21 protein-coding genes are annotated in these 18,384 nt (G+C 52.9%); 17 read left to right on the top strand and 4 right to left on the bottom strand.

Annotation, left to right across the window (positions count from 1 at the left end; all coding sequences use genetic code 11):
* The first annotated feature begins 118 nt into the window (after nucleotides 1-118).
* Nucleotides 119-766 (top strand): helix-turn-helix domain-containing protein, encoded by a 648-nt coding sequence (locus tag JK231_RS08675; protein WP_211728378.1) that lies wholly within the window; start codon nucleotides 119-121, stop codon nucleotides 764-766.
* A 57-nt stretch (nucleotides 767-823) separates the two neighbouring features.
* Here the strand turns inward: JK231_RS08675 and JK231_RS08670 are convergent, their stop codons facing one another.
* Entirely contained in the window at nucleotides 824-1,072 is a 249-nt protein-coding gene (locus JK231_RS08670; RefSeq protein ID WP_038646357.1) for a hypothetical protein, read from the bottom strand.
* 248 nt (nucleotides 1,073-1,320) lie between these two features.
* Here JK231_RS08670 and JK231_RS08665 point away from each other — a divergent pair, with 248 nt between their 5' ends.
* Complete coding sequence (locus JK231_RS08665; protein ID WP_097116797.1) at nucleotides 1,321-2,532, top strand: diguanylate phosphodiesterase; 1,212 nt, start codon at nucleotides 1,321-1,323, stop codon at nucleotides 2,530-2,532.
* A 51-nt stretch (nucleotides 2,533-2,583) separates the two neighbouring features.
* Here JK231_RS08665 and JK231_RS08660 read toward each other — a convergent pair whose 3' ends face one another.
* From JK231_RS08660 to fliE, 3 genes are all read right to left on the bottom strand, one after another.
* The gene (locus JK231_RS08660) at nucleotides 2,584-2,766 is read right to left on the bottom strand and encodes a hypothetical protein (RefSeq protein ID WP_045815127.1); all 183 of its coding nucleotides are present in this window, start codon (nucleotides 2,764-2,766) and stop codon (nucleotides 2,584-2,586) included.
* A 229-nt stretch (nucleotides 2,767-2,995) separates the two neighbouring features.
* Nucleotides 2,996-3,703, bottom strand: coding sequence for a YnfC family lipoprotein (locus JK231_RS08655; protein ID WP_211728377.1), 708 nt, complete (start codon nucleotides 3,701-3,703; stop codon nucleotides 2,996-2,998).
* Nucleotides 3,704-3,812: 109 nt separating this feature from the next.
* Complete coding sequence (gene fliE / locus JK231_RS08650; RefSeq protein WP_034824419.1) at nucleotides 3,813-4,124, bottom strand: flagellar hook-basal body complex protein FliE; 312 nt, start codon at nucleotides 4,122-4,124, stop codon at nucleotides 3,813-3,815.
* A gap of 234 nt (nucleotides 4,125-4,358) precedes the next feature.
* Here fliE and fliF point away from each other — a divergent pair, with 234 nt between their 5' ends.
* The 15 genes from fliF to JK231_RS08575 all read left to right on the top strand — a co-directional run bounded on the left by fliF (nucleotide 4,359) and on the right by JK231_RS08575 (nucleotide 18,314).
* Nucleotides 4,359-6,080 (top strand): flagellar basal-body MS-ring/collar protein FliF, encoded by a 1,722-nt coding sequence (gene fliF, locus JK231_RS08645; protein ID WP_097116795.1) that lies wholly within the window; start codon nucleotides 4,359-4,361, stop codon nucleotides 6,078-6,080.
* A complete protein-coding gene (gene fliG / locus JK231_RS08640) occupies nucleotides 6,077-7,069 on the top strand; it encodes a flagellar motor switch protein FliG (protein WP_034824425.1) in 993 nt (330 codons plus the stop codon). The genes fliF and fliG overlap by 4 nt, the downstream gene beginning before the upstream one ends.
* Nucleotides 7,062-7,763: a flagellar assembly protein FliH gene (fliH, locus tag JK231_RS08635; protein WP_034824427.1), complete on the top strand. Its 702-nt coding sequence runs from the start codon at nucleotides 7,062-7,064 to the stop codon at nucleotides 7,761-7,763. Before fliG ends, fliH begins: the two co-directional genes overlap by 8 nt.
* Nucleotides 7,763-9,127 carry a flagellar protein export ATPase FliI gene (gene fliI, locus JK231_RS08630; protein WP_045815130.1) on the top strand — a complete coding sequence of 455 codons (1,365 nt, stop codon included), beginning with the start codon at nucleotides 7,763-7,765 and terminating at the stop codon, nucleotides 9,125-9,127. Before fliH ends, fliI begins: the two co-directional genes overlap by 1 nt.
* Nucleotides 9,128-9,150: 23 nt before the next feature.
* On the top strand, nucleotides 9,151-9,594 hold the full coding sequence (fliJ, locus tag JK231_RS08625) for a flagellar export protein FliJ (RefSeq protein WP_038646338.1): 444 nt from the start codon (nucleotides 9,151-9,153) through the stop codon (nucleotides 9,592-9,594).
* Nucleotides 9,591-10,874: a flagellar hook-length control protein FliK gene (locus tag JK231_RS08620; RefSeq protein ID WP_160832787.1), complete on the top strand. Its 1,284-nt coding sequence runs from the start codon at nucleotides 9,591-9,593 to the stop codon at nucleotides 10,872-10,874. Before fliJ ends, JK231_RS08620 begins: the two co-directional genes overlap by 4 nt.
* A gap of 130 nt (nucleotides 10,875-11,004) precedes the next feature.
* Nucleotides 11,005-11,490, top strand: a complete 486-nt coding sequence (gene fliL, locus JK231_RS08615; RefSeq protein ID WP_160832786.1) for a flagellar basal body-associated protein FliL — start codon at nucleotides 11,005-11,007, stop codon at nucleotides 11,488-11,490.
* A gap of 4 nt (nucleotides 11,491-11,494) precedes the next feature.
* Nucleotides 11,495-12,502: a flagellar motor switch protein FliM gene (gene fliM / locus JK231_RS08610; protein ID WP_034824442.1), complete on the top strand. Its 1,008-nt coding sequence runs from the start codon at nucleotides 11,495-11,497 to the stop codon at nucleotides 12,500-12,502.
* Nucleotides 12,495-12,902: a flagellar motor switch protein FliN gene (gene fliN / locus JK231_RS08605; RefSeq protein ID WP_034824445.1), complete on the top strand. Its 408-nt coding sequence runs from the start codon at nucleotides 12,495-12,497 to the stop codon at nucleotides 12,900-12,902. The genes fliM and fliN overlap by 8 nt, the downstream gene beginning before the upstream one ends.
* A 2-nt stretch (nucleotides 12,903-12,904) precedes the next feature.
* Nucleotides 12,905-13,300: a flagellar biosynthetic protein FliO gene (fliO, locus tag JK231_RS08600; RefSeq protein WP_034824448.1), complete on the top strand. Its 396-nt coding sequence runs from the start codon at nucleotides 12,905-12,907 to the stop codon at nucleotides 13,298-13,300.
* Entirely contained in the window at nucleotides 13,300-14,031 is a 732-nt protein-coding gene (fliP, locus tag JK231_RS08595) for a flagellar type III secretion system pore protein FliP (RefSeq protein ID WP_034825234.1), read from the top strand. Before fliO ends, fliP begins: the two co-directional genes overlap by 1 nt.
* A gap of 77 nt (nucleotides 14,032-14,108) precedes the next feature.
* Entirely contained in the window at nucleotides 14,109-14,378 is a 270-nt protein-coding gene (gene fliQ / locus JK231_RS08590) for a flagellar biosynthesis protein FliQ (protein ID WP_034824451.1), read from the top strand.
* Nucleotides 14,378-15,166 carry a flagellar biosynthetic protein FliR gene (gene fliR, locus JK231_RS08585; protein ID WP_211728376.1) on the top strand — a complete coding sequence of 263 codons (789 nt, stop codon included), beginning with the start codon at nucleotides 14,378-14,380 and terminating at the stop codon, nucleotides 15,164-15,166. Before fliQ ends, fliR begins: the two co-directional genes overlap by 1 nt.
* A gap of 629 nt (nucleotides 15,167-15,795) precedes the next feature.
* Nucleotides 15,796-16,431 (top strand): transcriptional regulator RcsA, encoded by a 636-nt coding sequence (rcsA, locus tag JK231_RS08580; RefSeq protein ID WP_097116789.1) that lies wholly within the window; start codon nucleotides 15,796-15,798, stop codon nucleotides 16,429-16,431.
* Between the two features lie 176 nt (nucleotides 16,432-16,607).
* Nucleotides 16,608-18,314: a methyl-accepting chemotaxis protein gene (locus tag JK231_RS08575; protein ID WP_097116788.1), complete on the top strand. Its 1,707-nt coding sequence runs from the start codon at nucleotides 16,608-16,610 to the stop codon at nucleotides 18,312-18,314.
* Nucleotides 18,315-18,384 lie beyond the last annotated feature (70 nt).

The raw sequence follows: 18,384 nt of genomic DNA, 5'->3' as shown, positions 1-18,384 counted from the left end.
AGCCGCCTGAAGAACATGTTGTCCGCCCTTGCCAGTTGCGCGGCCAACACCAGAATTTAAGCTTACTTTAATTAATGAATTTAAGTATACTTAAGTAAAACCCAACAGAGTTGTCAAGATGATGAAAAAAGAATCTGCAGGTGAACGCATTCGCAGCCGTCGTAAAGCGCTGAAGCTCACGCAGTTAGTGGTGGCAAGTGGCATTGGCGTGTCACATGTCGCTGTTTCACAATGGGAAAAAGATGAGACCGTTCCGCGCGGCGAGAACCTGTTGCGGCTGGCAGAACTGCTGCAATGTACGGCAGCATGGATAATTGATGGCGAGGGCGAGGTGTTTGCCGCCCCGCTTAACGTCAGTGGTGTCAGTGCTCTGCCGTTGATCACTCTGGCGCAAGCGGCTGCGTGGATGCAGGAGCAACGCTTATTGATTCAGCAGCAGGCGACCCGCTTTCTCTACAGCGATAGCAGACTGAGTGAATCGGCGTTGGCGATCACCCTGGAGGATACCGCCATGCAACCTGACTACCGACCCGGCGACACACTGATATTCGATCCTGCCGTTAATCCACAACCGGGTGATGTGGTGCTGGCACACATCAATGGCGAGGTTCTGATACGTATTTATCGCCTGATGGCCGAACAGCATGACGAGCAAATTTTCTCGTTGCGGCCGTTGAATGACGATTTTCCTTTGCATGCATCGTCGGAGAAAAGGATTGAATTAATTGGAACTATGATGGAAATGCGCCGCTATCGCGCCAAATAAGAGAATGCAAAAAACCCGCCTATGAGCGGGTCAAAACCAGCAAAACTACGGCAATTATTACAAAACGTCGGTCAAATGATCGACGACAACCCTCCCGTGCACATCCTTCTGCGTAATGCGATAGTTAACACAATATGAGCGGCGGTTGCAGAGCTTATCGAACAGCGTCACGCTGCCTTTTTGCTTGCCGTCTACGCTTACAATATGCCATTCAGTGACATCTTCCTGACCGCGGTTGTTGAGTCTTAATACGCTCTGTTCAACTAAACGGTCGCTATCATCAATCTTTAAATAGTCGCGTAACATTATGCTCACCTCTGGTTAACGAGGGTCAAGATACGCTTTTTATTTATCCATTCAATCGAAATTATTTATCGTAAATACTCCCCCGGAGCAATTAATTAACAATTCGATTTGACGCCGTTTCGCTAGCCGTTTCGGTTAACTCATTAATTGGAAAATACTTTACGATTCGAGTCTGTATTGGTGGACAGCCCCCGCCCCAGGCCTGCTAATGTAGACGCCACAATAAAAAAGTTGTTCGGACAATCGCTATGCTCACCACCATCATTTATCGCAGTCACCTCCATGATCATGTTCCTATCAAAACCCTTGAAGACATGGTGGCGAAAGCGAATAACAAAAACAGCTCGCACGATGTCACAGGCATTCTGCTATTTGATGGACTGCACTTCTTCCAGTTACTTGAAGGGCCCCGTGACGCTGTGCAGGGTATTTATGATCGCATTTGCCTGGACGCCCGCCACCACAATCTGGTGGAGTTGATGCATGACTTTGCTCCCGCTCGCCGCTTTGGCAAAGTGGGTATGGAGCTGTTTGATTTACGCGAGCATGATAAATCCATGGTGCTGCAAGCCGTGTTAGACAAAGGCACCTCTCGCTATCAACTGACCTACGATGATCGCGCGTTGCAGTTCCTGCGCACCTTTGTTATCGCCCGTGATAAAGAGAACTATTTTGAAATCCCCGCAGCCAGCACCTGGGAATTTATTGCGGATGAGCCATCTCGTACCCTTCAGGATGAAGTCATTGACTCACTGAAAGAGTGCCACTTCGCCTTTCAGCCGATTATCGATCCGTTCGCACGCCGCGTGGCATCGTATGAGGCGTTAATCCGTACCCCGAATGGCGGTTCGCCAGGCGAATACTTTTCTGCCTTCGGTGGCGAGGCTGTTTATCATGCGGATATTCAGTCTAAAAAACTGGCGTTCGAACTGGCGAAAAAGTTAGGTATTGGCGAACACAGTATCTCCATCAACTTGCTGCCAATGTCCCTGGTCACGGTTCCTGATGCGGTGGATTTTCTGCTGACGCAGATTGAAGCCAATGGTTTGGTCCCCGAGCAGGTGATTGTTGAAGTCACAGAAAATGAGATCATCTCGCGCACCGATGAGTTTGCGGCACAGGTGCGCAAACTAAAATCGGCGGGTATCAGTCTGGCCCTGGATGATTTTGGTGCGGGCTTTGCTGGCCTGTCACTGTTATCAAGATTCCAGCCGGACAAGATTAAGATTGATCGTGAGCTGATTAGCGATGTGCATAAAAGCGGTCCTAAACAGGCCATTTTGCATGCCATCATTAAGTGCTGTAACTCGCTGGAGATTGCGGTGATTGCAGAGGGCGTGGAGAAAGCCGAGGAGTGGATGTGGCTGGAAGCGGCAGGCATTAGCCAGTTCCAGGGGTATCTGTTCGCGCGTCCGCAGTTAAATGGTTTCCCGGCTATCGCCTGGCCGGAAATCAAATAGCGAACGGTTAGAGAGAATAAAAAAACCGCCTTTAACCGGCGGTTTTTGCATTTAAAGCGGGAAGTAACCCGGTGGTAATAATCGATCGCTGATGACCTGGTAGTTCATCAACTTAAAAGAACTTAAGGTGATGGGCACGGCAACGCAGGGACGGTACCAGCCAAATTGCTTTATATATCGCCAGACTTCTGGTGGGTTATCTTTATCTCTAACCCAGTAATAACCTTCTTTCATTCTTACACGCTTCTTGTCGCTGCAGCACTTACTCAACACTCCTCAACGCCTCGCGTGATGCGCATGTTGCACACCGAGTTCCCTGCTCTGACGAATGCTTACCTAAGGCCCACACTTTAGCATATCGAGCGCGCAATTGATCAGTAAGTGATTGTTTTATTTAGCGCTTCGCTTATCGACACCGATATTAACGGCATAAAAAAAGCCGCATTCGCGGCTTAATCAGGCATCAATAATAGGTGACATCAATGGTGCCGTACTGCCTGTCCGTGACTTGCCCTTCGGCATCAATGGTTACGGTATCGCAACGGAAAGGAACATCATTCTTATACTGGCATTGCGTGGTAACCGTCTTGCTTTGCTCGTTTCTTTGCACCGTCGTCACCACATCGGATATCTTTTTTGCGTCCGTATCATGTTTGGCACTGGCGCGTGACACTTCCTCATCGCCCTTCTTAATACTCAACAGCGTCATATCACCGACGTTATTGTAGGTCAGATGGAATTTAACATCGGAGGCGGGAGAGGAGATTTGATCAACCCAACCCTGATCGTTATAGCCAATATCCACCGTCATGCTAGGAGTGACTTTTTTTATTACCGCGCACTGCTTATTCAGCGTGACGACCACATCCTGACCGTTTTCTGTGCCAGTCAGTTTATCGCCTTCCCGCGTCACTTCGGTGATCTGCCCGGCTTTGTCGATGGATTTCACATGGGCAATGCAGCCTTGCCCATCGAAGGCGATATCGACATCAAAGATTGGCGTGTCGTCGGCGCTAAACAGGCGCTGATGCGTGCTTTTGACTTTGCCGGGAATAGCTTCGAACTGATAGAGGTAAGCGTAATTTTTCATCTGCGGTGCAAAGTCCGCATTTTTATTATCACAGCCGGATAGCATGATCGTTGCCATCAACAGCAGCAGGGTGGGCTTCACGTGAGAATCCTCTTCTCGATATACGCTGTGTGTCAGGCCAGCATCATGCCGCTGTTACTGAAAAAGATAAATGCTTTCCCGCCTGACACCGCAACAATCTTTGCAGCCACTACACCTGCATATTCATGATATCGGTGTACGCCGATACCAGTTTGTTACGCACCTGAATCCCCATTTGCATGGAAATGGAGGATTTCTGCAGATCGACCATCACATCGTTTAACTGGATGCCCGGTTTGCCCATTTCAAAATCCTGTGCCTGGGTGCGCGCGGCGGTTTGCGTGTCGCTGATCTTATCCAGTGCTGCTTTCATGGTGGCACCAAAATCTACCTGATTGGTTGACTCGGCCTGCTTGCCGCTGGCCTGTAACGACGTTAACTGCAGCTGCTGCAACACACCATCTATTGCCTGAATCGACATGCCTGTACCTCATTAAAGAAGGGTTTAAATTTTCACGCTGCAAAAGTTAACACACTGTCAATAGGACAAAGGCGCTAAATAAACGTAAAAAACCCAGCTTATCCAGCCATCGAAGTGACCCGATTCATCAATAATGCCAGCCATAAGATTGGAATTTCATTTAAGACGTTGCTTCAGGGAGTCTGTTTTGTCACCACAACTAACCCGGTCAATTATGTCAGGCAGGAATCGGTCATGAATGCGAGTGCAGCCGCCACACAAGATACCGCAAAGAAAGGTTTCAATGACCTTCTGGCTCGCCTGCGCGCCAATCCGCGAATTCCAATCATTGTTGCTGCCGCTGCCGCTATCGCAGTGGTTTTTGCCTTGGTGCTGTGGGCTAAAGCCCCTGACTATCGCGTGCTTTATAACAACCTCTCCGATGAAGATGGCGGCGCGATTGTTACCCAGCTAACGCAAATGAACATTCCTTACCAGTTCGCCGAAAACGGCGGTGCCTTGATGGTGCCTGCCGATAAGGTACATGAACTGCGTCTGCGCCTGGCGCAACAGGGGCTGCCGAAAGGTGGCTCTGTTGGCTTTGAGCTGATGGACAAAGAGAAGTTTGGCATCAGCCAGTTCAGCGAGCAGATCAACTACCAGCGTGCGCTGGAAGGTGAGCTGGCTCGCACCATTGAAACGCTCGGCCCGGTCAAGAGCGCGCGCGTGCATCTGGCGATGCCAAAACCCACACTGTTCGTGCGTGAGCAGAAAGCGCCTTCGGCCTCCGTGACATTGAACCTGCAACCGGGTCGCGCACTCGATGAAGGCCAGATTCAGGCCATTCAGCATATGGTGTCGAGCAGCGTCGCCGGTCTGCCGCCTGGCAACGTGACCGTGGTGGATCAGGCCGGTCGTTTGCTGACCCGTTCTGACAGCGAAGGTCGTGACCTGAATGATGCACAGCTGAAGTACGCGTCTGAAGTGGAAGCGCGTTATCAGCAGCGTATCGAAGCCATCCTGAATCCGATCGTTGGCCAGGGCAATGTGCATGCGCAGGTGACAGCGCAGATCAACTTTGACCGCAGCGAACAAACCGACGAGAAGTACAAACCGAACGCCGATCCGAACAGCACGGCGATTCGCTCGCGTCAGACTAATACCAACCAGCAGAATGGCAGCCCGTACCCAGGTGGCGTGCCGGGTGCGTTGTCGAATCAACCTGCCCCTGCGAATACTGCACCGGTTAACAATCCGCAGCAGCAAAATGCCAACGGCCAGAATGCGAATGGCCAGAACAACGCGGCAAACAATAACGGCACCACAACCAGCACGCAGCAAAGCAGCGGCCCGAGCAGCTCAAGCCGTAACGACACCGTGAACTACGAACTGGACCGCACCATTCGCCACACCAAGGTCAATGTGGGCGATGTGCAGCGTCTGTCGGTGGCCGTGGTGGTGAACTACCGTGATGACGGCAAAGGCAAAGCCGTTGCACTGAACGATCAGCAGATCAAACAGATTGAAGACCTGACCCGTGAAGCGATGGGCTACTCGCAGAATCGTGGCGACAGCGTCAACGTGGTGAACTCGCAGTTCAACATCACTGAGCCGACTGGCGGTGACCTGCCGTTCTGGCAGTCGCAAGCCTTCTTCGACATGTTGATGAGCGGCGGTCGCTGGCTGCTGGTGGCGCTGGTTGCCTTCATCCTGTATCGCAAGCTGGTGCGTCCACAGCTGATGCGTAAGAAAGCGCAGGAGCAAGCGGCAGCAGAAGCAGCGGCAGCGCGTGCGGAAGCGCTGGAATCTGAAGAAGCTTACAGCGTGCAGCTCAGCAAAGATGAGCTGGATCAAGAGCGTAAATCAAATAACCGCATGAGCGCCGAGGTGATGAGCCAACGCATCCGCGATATGTCTGAAAACGATCCGCGCGTTGTAGCGCTGGTTATCCGCGAATGGATGAGTAAAGAACTATGAGTCTGACCGGTACTGAAAAAAGCGCCATTCTGATGATGACCATTGGCGAAGAACGTGCGGCCGAGGTATTCAAACACCTCAACCAGCGTGAAGTGCAGCACCTGAGCGCCGCGATGGCGGGAATGCGTCAGGTGTCGCACAAGCAGCTAACCGAAGTGCTGCGCGAGTTTGAGGCGGATGCCGAGCAGTTTGCTGCGCTGAGCCTCAACTCCAATGACTACCTGCGTTCGGTGCTGGTGAAAGCTTTGGGCGAGGAGCGCGCCTCCAGCCTGCTGGAAGATATTCTCGAGAAAAACGAGACCACCAGCGGCATGGAAACACTCAACTTTATGGAACCTCAGGCAGCGGCCGACCTTATCCGCGACGAGCATCCGCAGATTATCGCCACCATCCTGGTGCACCTTAAACGTGGCCAGGCCGCAGATATTCTGGCGCTGTTCGACGAACGCCTGCGTCACGACGTGATGCTGCGTATTGCCACCTTCGGCGGTGTACAGCCAGCGGCGCTGGCAGAACTGACCGAAGTCCTGAACGGTCTGCTGGATGGCACCAACCTCAAGCGTGCGAAGATGGGTGGCGTGAGAACCGCAGCCGAAATTATCAACCTGATGAAAACGCAGCAGGAAGAAGCGGTTATCGAAGCGGTACGCGACTTCGACGGCGAGCTGGCACAGAAGATCATCGACGAGATGTTCCTGTTCGAAAACCTGGTGGAAGTGGACGACCGCAGCATCCAGCGCCTGCTGCAGGAAGTGGAGTCCGAGCAGTTGCTGATCGCCCTGAAAGGTGCCGAACAGCCGCTGCGCGAGAAGTTCCTCAAGAACATGTCAGCGCGTGCAGCCGATATCCTGCGCGACGATCTGGCCAACCGTGGTCCGGTGCGTATGTCGGCCGTGGAGAACGAACAGAAAGCGATCCTGCTGGTGGTCCGTCGCCTGGCAGAATCCGGCGAAATGGTAATTGGTGGTGGCGAGGAAACTTATGTCTGATGCCTTTTCCGCCCGTGCGTGGCAGCGCTGGCAGCCTGATGATTTAGGCAGCACCTTCAAAGTGGCGGAAGAACTGCCGCAGGAAGAGCCGGCTGTGGATGTCGAAATGAGTGCCGAAGCTGAGCAACAGCAGATGCTGGAGCGCATGCAACAGCAGATGCGCAAAGATGCACAGACGCAAGGTTACAGCGAAGGCTATCAAAAGGGTTTTGCCGAGTCACAGCAGAACGGTTACGACGCCGGTTTCCAGCAGGGACTCGCCGATGCCCAACAGCAGCAGGCGCCCTTACAGGCGCGCATGCAGCAGTTAGTCACTGAGTTCCATCACACGCTGGAAGCGCTGGATAGCGTCATCGCCTCACGTCTGATGCAGCTGGCCTTGGAAGCGGCACGCACGGTGATTGGCCAGGCTACACAAGTGGATGGCACCGCCCTGCTGCGCCAGATTCAGCAGCTGATTCAACAAGAACCCATGTTCAGCGGCAAACCGCAGCTGCGTGTGCATCCTGATGATTTACAGCGCATTGAGCAGACACTGGGCCCGACGCTGGATCTGCACGGCTGGAAACTGCTGGCCGATAATTCACTGCATCCCGGCGGCTGTAAACTCAGCGCCGAAGATGGTGATCTCGATGCCAGCGTGGCAACCCGCTGGCAGGAACTGTGCCGTCTGGCCGCACCGGGGACCTTGTAATGACCTCGTCGCGTCTTTCCCGCTGGCTTGGCGCACTCGATGCCTTCGAGGATCGTATTTCGCAGGTGCAAACCGTGCGCCGCTATGGCCGTCTGACCCGTGCTACCGGTTTAGTACTGGAGGCCACCGGGCTGCAACTGCCGCTCGGTGCGACCTGCATCATCGAACGTCACGACGGCAACAACATCACTGAAGTGGAAAGTGAAGTGGTGGGTTTCAACGGTCAGAAACTGTTGATGATGCCGCTGGAAGAAGTGGACGGCATTTTGCCGGGTGCGCGCGTTTATGCCCGTTTTAGCGGTGACAACGCACAAGGCGGTAAACAGCTGTTGCTTGGGCCAGAACTGCTCGGCCGCGTGCTGGATGGCGCAGGCAAACCGCTGGATGGTTTACCTGCCCCGGACACCGGCTATCGTGCGCCCTTGATCACCGCCCCGTTTAACCCACTGCAACGTACGCCAATCCACGATGTACTGGATACCGGCGTACGGGCGATCAACGCCCTGCTGACTGTCGGACGGGGTCAGCGTATGGGCCTGTTTGCGGGTTCCGGCGTCGGTAAGTCGGTGTTGCTTGGCATGATGGCGCGTTATACCAAAGCCGATGTGATTGTGGTTGGCCTGATCGGTGAACGTGGCCGTGAAGTCAAAGAATTCATTGAGAACATCCTCGGCGCAGAAGGCCGTGCACGCTCGGTGGTGATCGCCGCACCGGCTGACGTTTCGCCGCTGCTGCGTATGCAGGGTGCCGCGTATGCGACACGCATCGCGGAAGATTTTCGCGATCGCGGCCAGCACGTGCTGCTGATCATGGACTCCCTCACCCGCTACGCCATGGCGCAGCGTGAAATCGCCCTGGCGATTGGCGAGCCACCGGCCACCAAAGGTTATCCGCCTTCCGTGTTCGCGAAGCTCCCCGCCCTGGTGGAACGCGCCGGTAACGGCACCCACGGCGGCGGTTCGATTACGGCTTTCTATACCGTGCTTACCGAAGGTGACGATCAGCAAGACCCGATTGCCGACTCGGCGCGCGCCATTCTTGATGGTCACATTGTATTGTCGCGCCGTCTGGCCGAAGCCGGTCACTATCCGGCGATTGATATTGAAGCCTCAATCAGTCGTGCGATGACCGCGTTAATTGATGACACCCACTACGCGCGGGTGCGTCAATTTAAACAACTGCTCTCCAGTTTCCAGCGCAACCGCGATCTGGTGAGTGTAGGCGCGTATGCCGCTGGAAGCGATCCGATGCTCGATAAAGCCATCAAGCTTTACCCGGAGATGGAAGCCTTCCTGCAACAGGGTATTTTCGAACGCAGCGACTATGACGACGCCAGTCTGCACCTGCAGGCCATGTTCGGCTAGCGCGAGCCCAAGCGAGGTAAGCCATGAAAACTGCCAGTGCTATCGATAAGCTGCGCGATATGGCGGAGCAGGATTTGGAACAGGCCGTGATTCATTTAGGTGACATGCGCCGTGGCGTAAAGCAGGCGGATGAGCAGCTCACCATGCTGCTCGACTATCAGGATGAGTACCGCAATAAGCTCAACACCGATATGTCAGGCGGTATTTCCAGCCTGCGCTGGACCAATTACCACCAGTTTATTCAGACGCTGGAGAAAGCCATTGAACAGCATCGGCAACAGCTGAATCAGTGGAATCAACGTCTGGATCAGGCGCTGAGCAGCTGGCAAGAAAAGCATAAGCGATTGAATGCGTATCAAACACTGATCACTCGCGCTGCCGAAAACGCATTACGACAAGAAAACCGTCTCGATCAGAAACGGATGGATGAATTTGCCCAACGGGCCGCTATGAGGAGAGGCGAATGATTACGCTGCCAACTATGGTTACGCAAACCTCTAAAGTCAGCGATGCAGACAGTGCTGTTGCATCGGACAATTTACTGGGTACAGATGCGCTGCCACAGGGATTTATCACTGAACTGGGTAACCGCTTACTGACGCTGGCTCAGCAACAAGGTGTTAACACGCAATCGACTGATCTGACAGCAGAAGTCGATGAAAAAGGCGTCACAAAAGCGTCATTAAGCGCGTTATTGCAGGCACTGGACAAACCAGAGGCGTTAAACGCACTTTTACAACCGGAAAACACTAAAGCCACGCTGAAATCAGCCGATGATAAAGACAAGTCTGAAGCAAGTTCGTTAAGTGCCAGCGACTTACAGAATGTGCAGGCACTGTTCGCGATGTTACCGGTTGCGGTTGAAGCGCGAAACAGTCAGAGCGCCGTCAGCGCCAGCACGGATAAAACCTCTGCCGATGCAGAGACTACGCTAAACGGATCATTGTTAAGCCGAACGCTGCAGAACGCCGTGAAAGATGAACAAGAGGCACAGTCCGACAGTACGCCTCATAAGAAATCCAGCGATGTGCTGAGCGCTGTCAGCCGTGATGTCAGTACAACGACAGCCAGTAGCAGTGCCGCTGCCGCCAGCACAACGGCCAGCAGCAGTAACAGCAACAGCGCACTGTCACTGGATGAAAGCTTTAAGCAGGTGCTGAGCACGCTCAGCAAACCGGAAGAACATCGTAATACTCAGAGCGACACGGTAACAGCATTAACCAGCGCCCCGGTCAGCAGCAGTAGCACACTGACCAACAGCACGGCGACGACCAGCACCACTCCGTCGACGCCGATGCTGAATGCCCAACTCGGCAGCAATGAGTGGCAGCAGGCGTTAAGCCAGCAAATCGTGATGTTCAGTCGCAACGGCCAGCAAAATGCCGAATTGCGCTTACATCCCGAAGATTTGGGTGCAATCCAGATCAACCTGACCCTCGACAAGGATCAGGCGCAGTTAAGTATGGTTTCCAGCCACAGCCAAGTGAGGGCCGCGCTGGAAGCGGCTCTCCCTCAGCTGCGTACAGCGCTGGCGGAGAGCGGTATCAACCTGGGACAGAGTAATGTCAGCAGCGACGCCTTCGCACAAAGCCAGAATTATCAGGGCCAGCAGGAAGGACGTCGTGATGGCCAGCACGGCAGCTTTACCCTCTCCCAGGACAGTGAAAACGAGATAACGCCTATTGCCGTCCCGGCAGCCCTTCAGGCGCGCGCGACAGGTAACGGCGCTGTCGATATCTTTGCCTGACAGCGGCTAAACGCTGAAGGTAAGCGTAAAACCCGCGTCTTTTCTTCCCATTGTTTGACTTAAGACGCGGGATAATCTGTCCAGGCGAGCCGAGAGGTTTGCCCATAATTCACAGGAAGTAACTGCAAACATGTCTGATAACGCGAAAGCTAAAGGCCGCAAACGTTCACTACTAATACCGGTGTTACTGATTGTAACGCTGGCCGCTTGCAGCGTGGCAGGCTATGCAGTCTGGCGAATGATGAATAAACACGGGGATGACAAACCGGAAGCGGCGAAAGTTGAGCCACCGGTCGCCCCTGTATTTTTTGCAATGGATACGTTTACGGTTAACCTGGTCAATACTGACAACGATCCCGACCGTGTGTTGTACGTAGGCTTTACCCTGCGTCTGCCGGATGAGGAGACCCGTCGTCGGTTGAATGATTACCTGCCTGAGGTGCGCAGCCGTTTGCTGTTACTACTCTCACGCCAAAGTGCTACACAGCTTGCAACTGAACAAGGCAAACAGGCTTTGATTGATCAGATTAAACAAGCGCTGGCACCACCGCTGGTAAAAAATCAACCACCTCAGGTTGTCAGTGACGTGCTGTTTACCGCCTTCATTTTGAGGTGATTTAATGGGCGATAGCATTCTCTCCCAGGCTGAGATTGACGCGCTGCTTAATGGCGACAGTGACAGCGCGGAAGTAGAGAACAGTTCCAAAGGGACCGATGGCGATATCCGTCCCTATGATCCTAATACTCAGCGTCGCGTGGTGCGCGAGCGTCTGCAGGCGCTGGAGATCATTAACGAGCGTTTTGCCCGTCATTTTCGTATGGCGCTGTTTAACCTGCTGCGCCGTAGCCCGGATATCAGTGTCGGTGCGATCAAGATTCAGCCTTACCATGAGTTTGCCCGCAATTTACCGGTGCCGACCAACCTGAACCTGATCCACCTGAAACCACTGCGCGGTACTGCGCTGGTGGTATTTTCACCGAGTCTGGTGTTTATCGCCGTAGATAACCTGTTTGGTGGTGATGGCCGTTTCCCGACCAAAGTGGAAGGCCGTGAATTTACCCATACCGAGCAACGCGTCATCCGTCGCATGCTGAAGCTGGCACTGGATGGTTACAGCGATGCCTGGAAAGCGATTTACCCGCTGGATGTTGAGTACGTCCGTTCGGAAATGCAGGTGAAATTTACCAACATCACCACTTCGCCGAACGATATCGTTGTCAACACCCCGTTCCAGGTCGAGATTGGTAATCTGGTGGGTGAATTTAATATCTGTATTCCGTTTTCAATGATTGAGCCGCTGCGCGAGCTGCTGGTCAATCCACCACTGGAAAACTCCCGTCAGGAAGATACGCACTGGCGCGACAATCTGGTGAAACAGGTGCAGCACTCGGAGCTGGAGCTGATTGCCCACTTCGCGGAAACATCCATGCGCCTGTCACGTATTTTGCAACTGAAACCTGGTGACGTCCTGCCCATTGAGAAGCCGGACCGCATCATTGCTCACGTCGATGGCGTACCCGTGCTGACCAGCCAATATGGCACCATGAATGGCCAGTACGCGCTGCGTGTTGAACACCTGATTAACCCGATTTTGAATTCGCTGAACGAGGAACAGCCCGATGAGTGACAGCAAAAAACCGTCCGATGATATTTCTGCGGACGACCTGTGGGCTGAGGCAATGAACGAGCAGGCAACCACCAGCACGCCTGATCCAACCGAGAACGTTTTCAAATCGTTTGAAAGCAACGGTGCCAGTGGCTCGCTGCAAGACATCGATCTGATTATGGATATCCCGGTCAAACTCACCGTGGAACTGGGTCGCACCAAGATGACCATCAAAGAGCTGCTGCGCCTGACGCAGGGTTCCGTGGTGGCTCTGGATGGCCTGGCCGGTGAACCACTGGATATCTTGATCAATGGTTACCTGATTGCGCAGGGCGAAGTCGTCGTCGTGAACGACAAATATGGCGTGCGTATCACCGACATTATTACGCCATCTGAACGTATGCGTCGTCTGAGCCGTTAAGCATGTTAAAAAACGCGCAAATTGGCCAGCCTGTTCATAGCCAGCCGGTGGTCTCTACCGGTTCGGTGATTGGGCAAGTCAGCAGCGTGCTGGCAGTGATTGTTCTGCTGATTCTGGCCTGTGGTTGGCTGGCAAAACGCCTTGGCTTTGCGCCCAAAACCGTCAACACCCAGGCGCTGAAAATTAGCGCCAGCGTGCAGGTGGGTCGTCAGGAGCGGGTGGTGATTGTTGACACCGCCGATGCGCGTTTAGTGCTGGGCGTCACCGCCCAGCAAATTACCCATCTGCATTCGCTGCCACCGCTGCCACCTGAAGAGCTGGTGAACAAAACCGTGGCGCCGCAGGATTTTCGTCAGCTGTTCCAGAATCTGGTTAAACGTCCCGGAAAACCCCAATGATGCGTCGATTGCTTCCCCTCTTGCCGCTGCTGTTGCTGGCACCGGTTGCCCATGCGCAATTGCCTGGTCTGGTCAGTCAGCCATTGGCGAATGGCGGCCAGAGCTGGTCACTGCCGGTGCAGACGCTGGTGTTTATCACCTCGCTGACCTTTATTCCGGCCATCTTGCTGATGATGACCAGCTTCACCCGCATCATTATTGTTTTTGGCTTGCTGCGTAACGCCTTAGGCACGCCTTCTGCACCCCCCAATCAGGTTTTGCTTGGCCTTGCGCTGTTTTTAACCTTCTTTATTATGGCGCCGACCTTCGACAAGATTTATAGCGACGCCTATTTGCCTTTCAGTCAGGACAAAATCAGCATGGACGTAGCGATCGACAAAGGCGCTCAACCGCTGCGTGAGTTTATGCTGCGTCAGACGCGTGAAGCCGATTTAGCGCTGTTTGCTCGTCTTGCCAACACCGCGCCGATTCAAGGTCCGGAAGCCGTACCGATGCGCATTTTGCTGCCGGCTTACGTCACCAGTGAACTGAAAACCGCTTTCCAGATTGGTTTTACTGTGTTCATCCCGTTCCTGATCATCGACCTGGTGGTTGCCAGCGTGTTGATGGCGCTGGGGATGATGATGGTGCCGCCGGCGACCATTTCTCTGCCATTCAAGCTGATGTTGTTTGTGTTGGTGGATGGCTGGCAGCTGCTGGTGGGTTCACTGGCACAAAGTTTCTACTCCTAGCGGCACACCTGGAAGTCGATGGCAACTCTCAATCCGGTCGGCCTGAAGGCCGCAACATATAACGCCAGGAGCGCAGCATGACACCTGAATCGGTTATGGTCATCGGCCAGGAAGCAATGCGAATTGCCCTGATGCTCGCCGCCCCGCTGTTGCTGGCGGCACTGGTCAGCGGTCTGATCATCAGCCTGTTACAGGCGGCCACGCAGGTCAACGAACAGACACTCTCCTTTATTCCTAAGATCCTTGCCGTTGCCGCCACCGCGGTGATTGCCGGCCCGTGGATGCTGAACCTGATACTGGATTACATGCGTAATCTGTTGACCAACTTACCTTATATCATCGGCTGATGATTAACCTCGATAGCAGCCAGCTGGTCCATTGGGTCGCGCAATTTTTCTGGCCGATGGTACGTTTGCTGGCACTCTTTGCCAGTGCGCCGGTGCTGAGTGAGAAATCCATTCCCAAGCGCGTGAAAGTGGGCCTCGCGGTATTGACGACCTGGATCGTCATTCCCGTGATGCCTCCGGTGGAAGTCACGTTATTTACCCCAGCGGGTTTCTGGATCCTGTTACAGCAATTACTGATTGGTGTGGGGATTGGCCTGACGATGCAACTGGCGTTTGCCGCGGTGCGTATGGCCGGTGAAGTCGTGGGATTACAGATGGGCTTATCCTTTGCCACCTTCTTTGATCCTGGCAGCCGCCTTAACATGCCCGTGCTGGCGCGTTTTCTCGATATGCTGGCCATGCTGCTGTTTCTGACCTTCAACGGACACTTGTGGCTGATTTCGCTGCTGGTGGACAGTTTTCATACTCTGCCGATTAACGATCAACCCCTCAACGCCAATGCTTTTATGGCGCTGGTGAAGTCCGCCGGGTTAATTTTCCTTAATGGCATGATGTTAGCGCTACCCTTAATTGTTTTATTGCTCACGCTAAACATGGCACTAGGTTTGTTAAACCGTGTTTCACCACAACTCTCGGTTTTCGCGATCGGCTTTCCGATTACCTTAACGGTGGGGATCCTCAGTCTGGGTATGATGATGCCGCTACTCGCCCCCTTCTGCGAACATCTCTTCGGCGAAGTCTTTGATTTACTCGCCCAGTTTGTCTCAGAACTCTCCCGCGCACGCTAATTAACGTTTCTGTAGAAGTTCTTATGCGATAGTTAAGTATTCAAAATCAATCTGTGCATTTTTCGAACCATATTTCTCAGAAATCAACTGAGGTTATTCTGATAAATGCGCATTTCTGGAGAAAATTATTCTTATTAAACGGCGCTTCGCGTATTTTAGTCAGACGATTCCTAAGGTGATAAACCTTGAGAATTGGTTGAATAAATGCTCAAAGGGCTGTTTTTAAACAAAAAAAATATTGCAGCGATTTTTCTTGTCTAAATCCCTTTTTTCCGGCATTGTCAACACTCGCTGAAACGTCACACTTTCGCGATTCAAATGTTTTTAAGAATTGTCCTATCAGATTTGTCTGTGACTTGCGCGATAGTGACAGGGCTCTCAAAAACAGAGCGAATTACACACTTAATGCAAACTCCCGGCGATTCCCACTATCGCGGGGACAAGAGTGACGTGGAAGTAACACAAAAAACTTCGCAGAAGGGATCAGGGATAGAGTCATGATGGCGCACGGATATCATTCGCCAGTCTGCCGAGCAGAATAAAAAAGTGTCTTTGGAAATCTCTCTCGTACCGCAAACGCGTATTCATCGTTGATTTAAACGGATAACAAATTGGTGAGGGTCGCTATAATGCCAACGATTATTATGGATTCATGTAACTACACACGCCTGGGATTATCAGACTATATGTCGGCCAAAGGAGTTAAAAAGAAAAATATTACTCCGGTCTCTGATATTGAACAACTGCAACAAAGATGTGAACAGTTAAAGCCTGGTGTCGTTTTTATTAATGAAGAATGCTTCATTCATGAATCCGATTCCAGCGATCGTATTCGTGCTATTATTATGCAGCATCCAGATACGCTATTTTTTATCTTTATGGCAATCTCGAATATCCATTTTGAGGAATACCTCTACGTTCGTAAGAACCTGATTATTACGTCAAAATCGGTAAAAACCTCGACTCTGGATTCACTGCTCGGCACTTACCTGCAAAAGAAACTCAGCGCTACCCCGCGTATTTCAGCAGGCCTGGATGTTCACCCACTGACATTAAGTCAGACTGAATCAAATATGCTGAAAATGTGGATGTCAGGACATGACACCATTCAAATTTCAGACAAGATGCAAATTAAAGCCAAAACGGTATCGTCACACAAAGGTAATATAAAACGCAAAATTAAGACACATAATAAACAGGTTATTTATCATGTGGTGCGACTGACCGATAATGTGACCTCCGGTATTTATGTCAACGTGCGATAGTTCTGCATGTAAACAGTTTGAGTAAATAGCCGTAGCCGACAAAGGGCCAATCCGCAGATTGGCCCTTTGTCGTTTTGCCTGGATCTGCGAGCCAGGTCTCACTTCGCCCCCTAATCCTTTAGCCTGAACTGCCGATGCTTGTTCTCAGAACACCTACCCAAAATGAGAGCAAGGATATGAAAACAGCATCGATTGATGAGCAATATAAGCTCAGCATCTGGCAGAACCTGCGCCTGATGCCTCTTTTCAGCATGATCTTTGGTGGCATTCTGCTGCTTTTTGCCCTGTGTATCGGCCTCGCCAGCTATTTTTTAATCCAGAGTAATAATTCCCTCAACGATGCGACGGATGAAATTCAAATCCGTATGGGCATCTCTAATAGCTCAAACCATTTGCGTACCGCTCGTCTGAACGTGCTGCAATCCGGCGCCGCTGCCCGCATCGGTGAAATGGACGGCTATCGTGCCGATCTGGCGCGCACGGAGACCCGCATCAAGCAAGCGCGTGACGGTTTTAAAACTTACATGGACCGCAAGGCGAAAACGCCGGAGGATATCGCGCTGGATGCGCCACTCACCGCGGCATTCAATGACTATATCGACAAGGGATTGAAGCCGATGATTGAGTCGGCTAAGCAAGGCAGCTTCGAAGGGATCGTGGCGCAGGAAACCGACGTGACACGCAAGTTGGATGATGCGTATAACGCGGTATTACTGAAAGCGATAAAAATTCGTACTGACCGTGCCGAAGCGATCAACGCGGAAGCTGCGCACCAGTCCCGCGTCGGCTTTATTGCCATGGCTGTGGCCTTTGCTGCTGCACTGGTATTGGTGCTCCTCACCTTCGTCTTCCTCCGCCGTGTGGTGATCAGCCCGCTGCGTCAGTCGGTTGAGCGTATTGAGCGTATTGCGCAGGGCGATCTGACCGCACCGGAACAAGCGTATGGCCGTAGCGAGATCGGTAGCCTGTTGCATAATCTGCAACTGATGCAGGCCGCACTGGTGCGTACCGTAGGCACCGTCCGCGAAGGCGCCGTTGCCATCTATCAGGGTTCCAGCGAGATCTCAGCCGGTAACACCGATTTGTCTTCACGCACTGAGGAGCAGGCCTCCGCGCTGGAGCAAACCGCTGCCAGCATGGAACAGCTCACCGCGACCGTGAAGCAAAATGCGGAGAACGCCCATCATGCCAGTCAACTGGCTGCGGATGCTTCCGGCAAAGCCCGTAGCGGTGGTGAGTTGGTGCATGGCGTGGTGAAAACCATGAACAATATCTCTGGCAGCTCGAAGAAAATTGCTGAGATCACCAACGTCATTAACAGTATCGCCTTCCAGACCAACATCCTGGCGCTGAACGCGGCGGTAGAAGCAGCGCGTGCTGGTGAGCAAGGACGTGGTTTCGCCGTCGTAGCGAGCGAAGTACGCAATCTGGCCCAGCGCAGTGCCCAGGCCGCGAAAGAGATTGAAACGCTGATTGCCGAGTCGGTTGATCTGATTAATAACGGTTCACATCAGGTGGGTGAAGCCGGCTCAACCATGGGTGAGATCGTCGAGGCGGTGCGTCGCGTCACCGATATTATGTCGGAAATTGCCGCCGCCTCCGATGAGCAGAGCCGTGGCATTCAGCAGGTGAGTCTGGCGGTTACCGAGATGGACAACGTGACGCAGCAGAACGCCTCGCTGGTGGAAGAAGCCTCTTCAGCGGCAGCCTCGCTGGAAGATCAGGCGGGTCGTCTGACACAGGCCGTTGCGGCATTTAAACTTAACGATTCACCCGCATCGCGAGTGATGGCACCTTCATCAGGCACCCTGAAGGCCCCGACGCTGACACCGCGTCCAGCATTGGCAGCGGCGAACAGTAATGACAACTGGGAAACGTTCTAAACCTTCTCGCCGTCATTGATGGCAGCGGTTGATATGCATCAGGTGCACCTTATGTGCACCTGATTTTTTT

Origin of the sequence: Pantoea sp. JGM49, assembly GCF_018257655.1 — a bacterium.
Lineage (GTDB): Bacteria > Pseudomonadota > Gammaproteobacteria > Enterobacterales > Enterobacteriaceae > Pantoea > Pantoea communis.
This window is presented reverse-complemented; position numbering and strand designations above follow the sequence as displayed.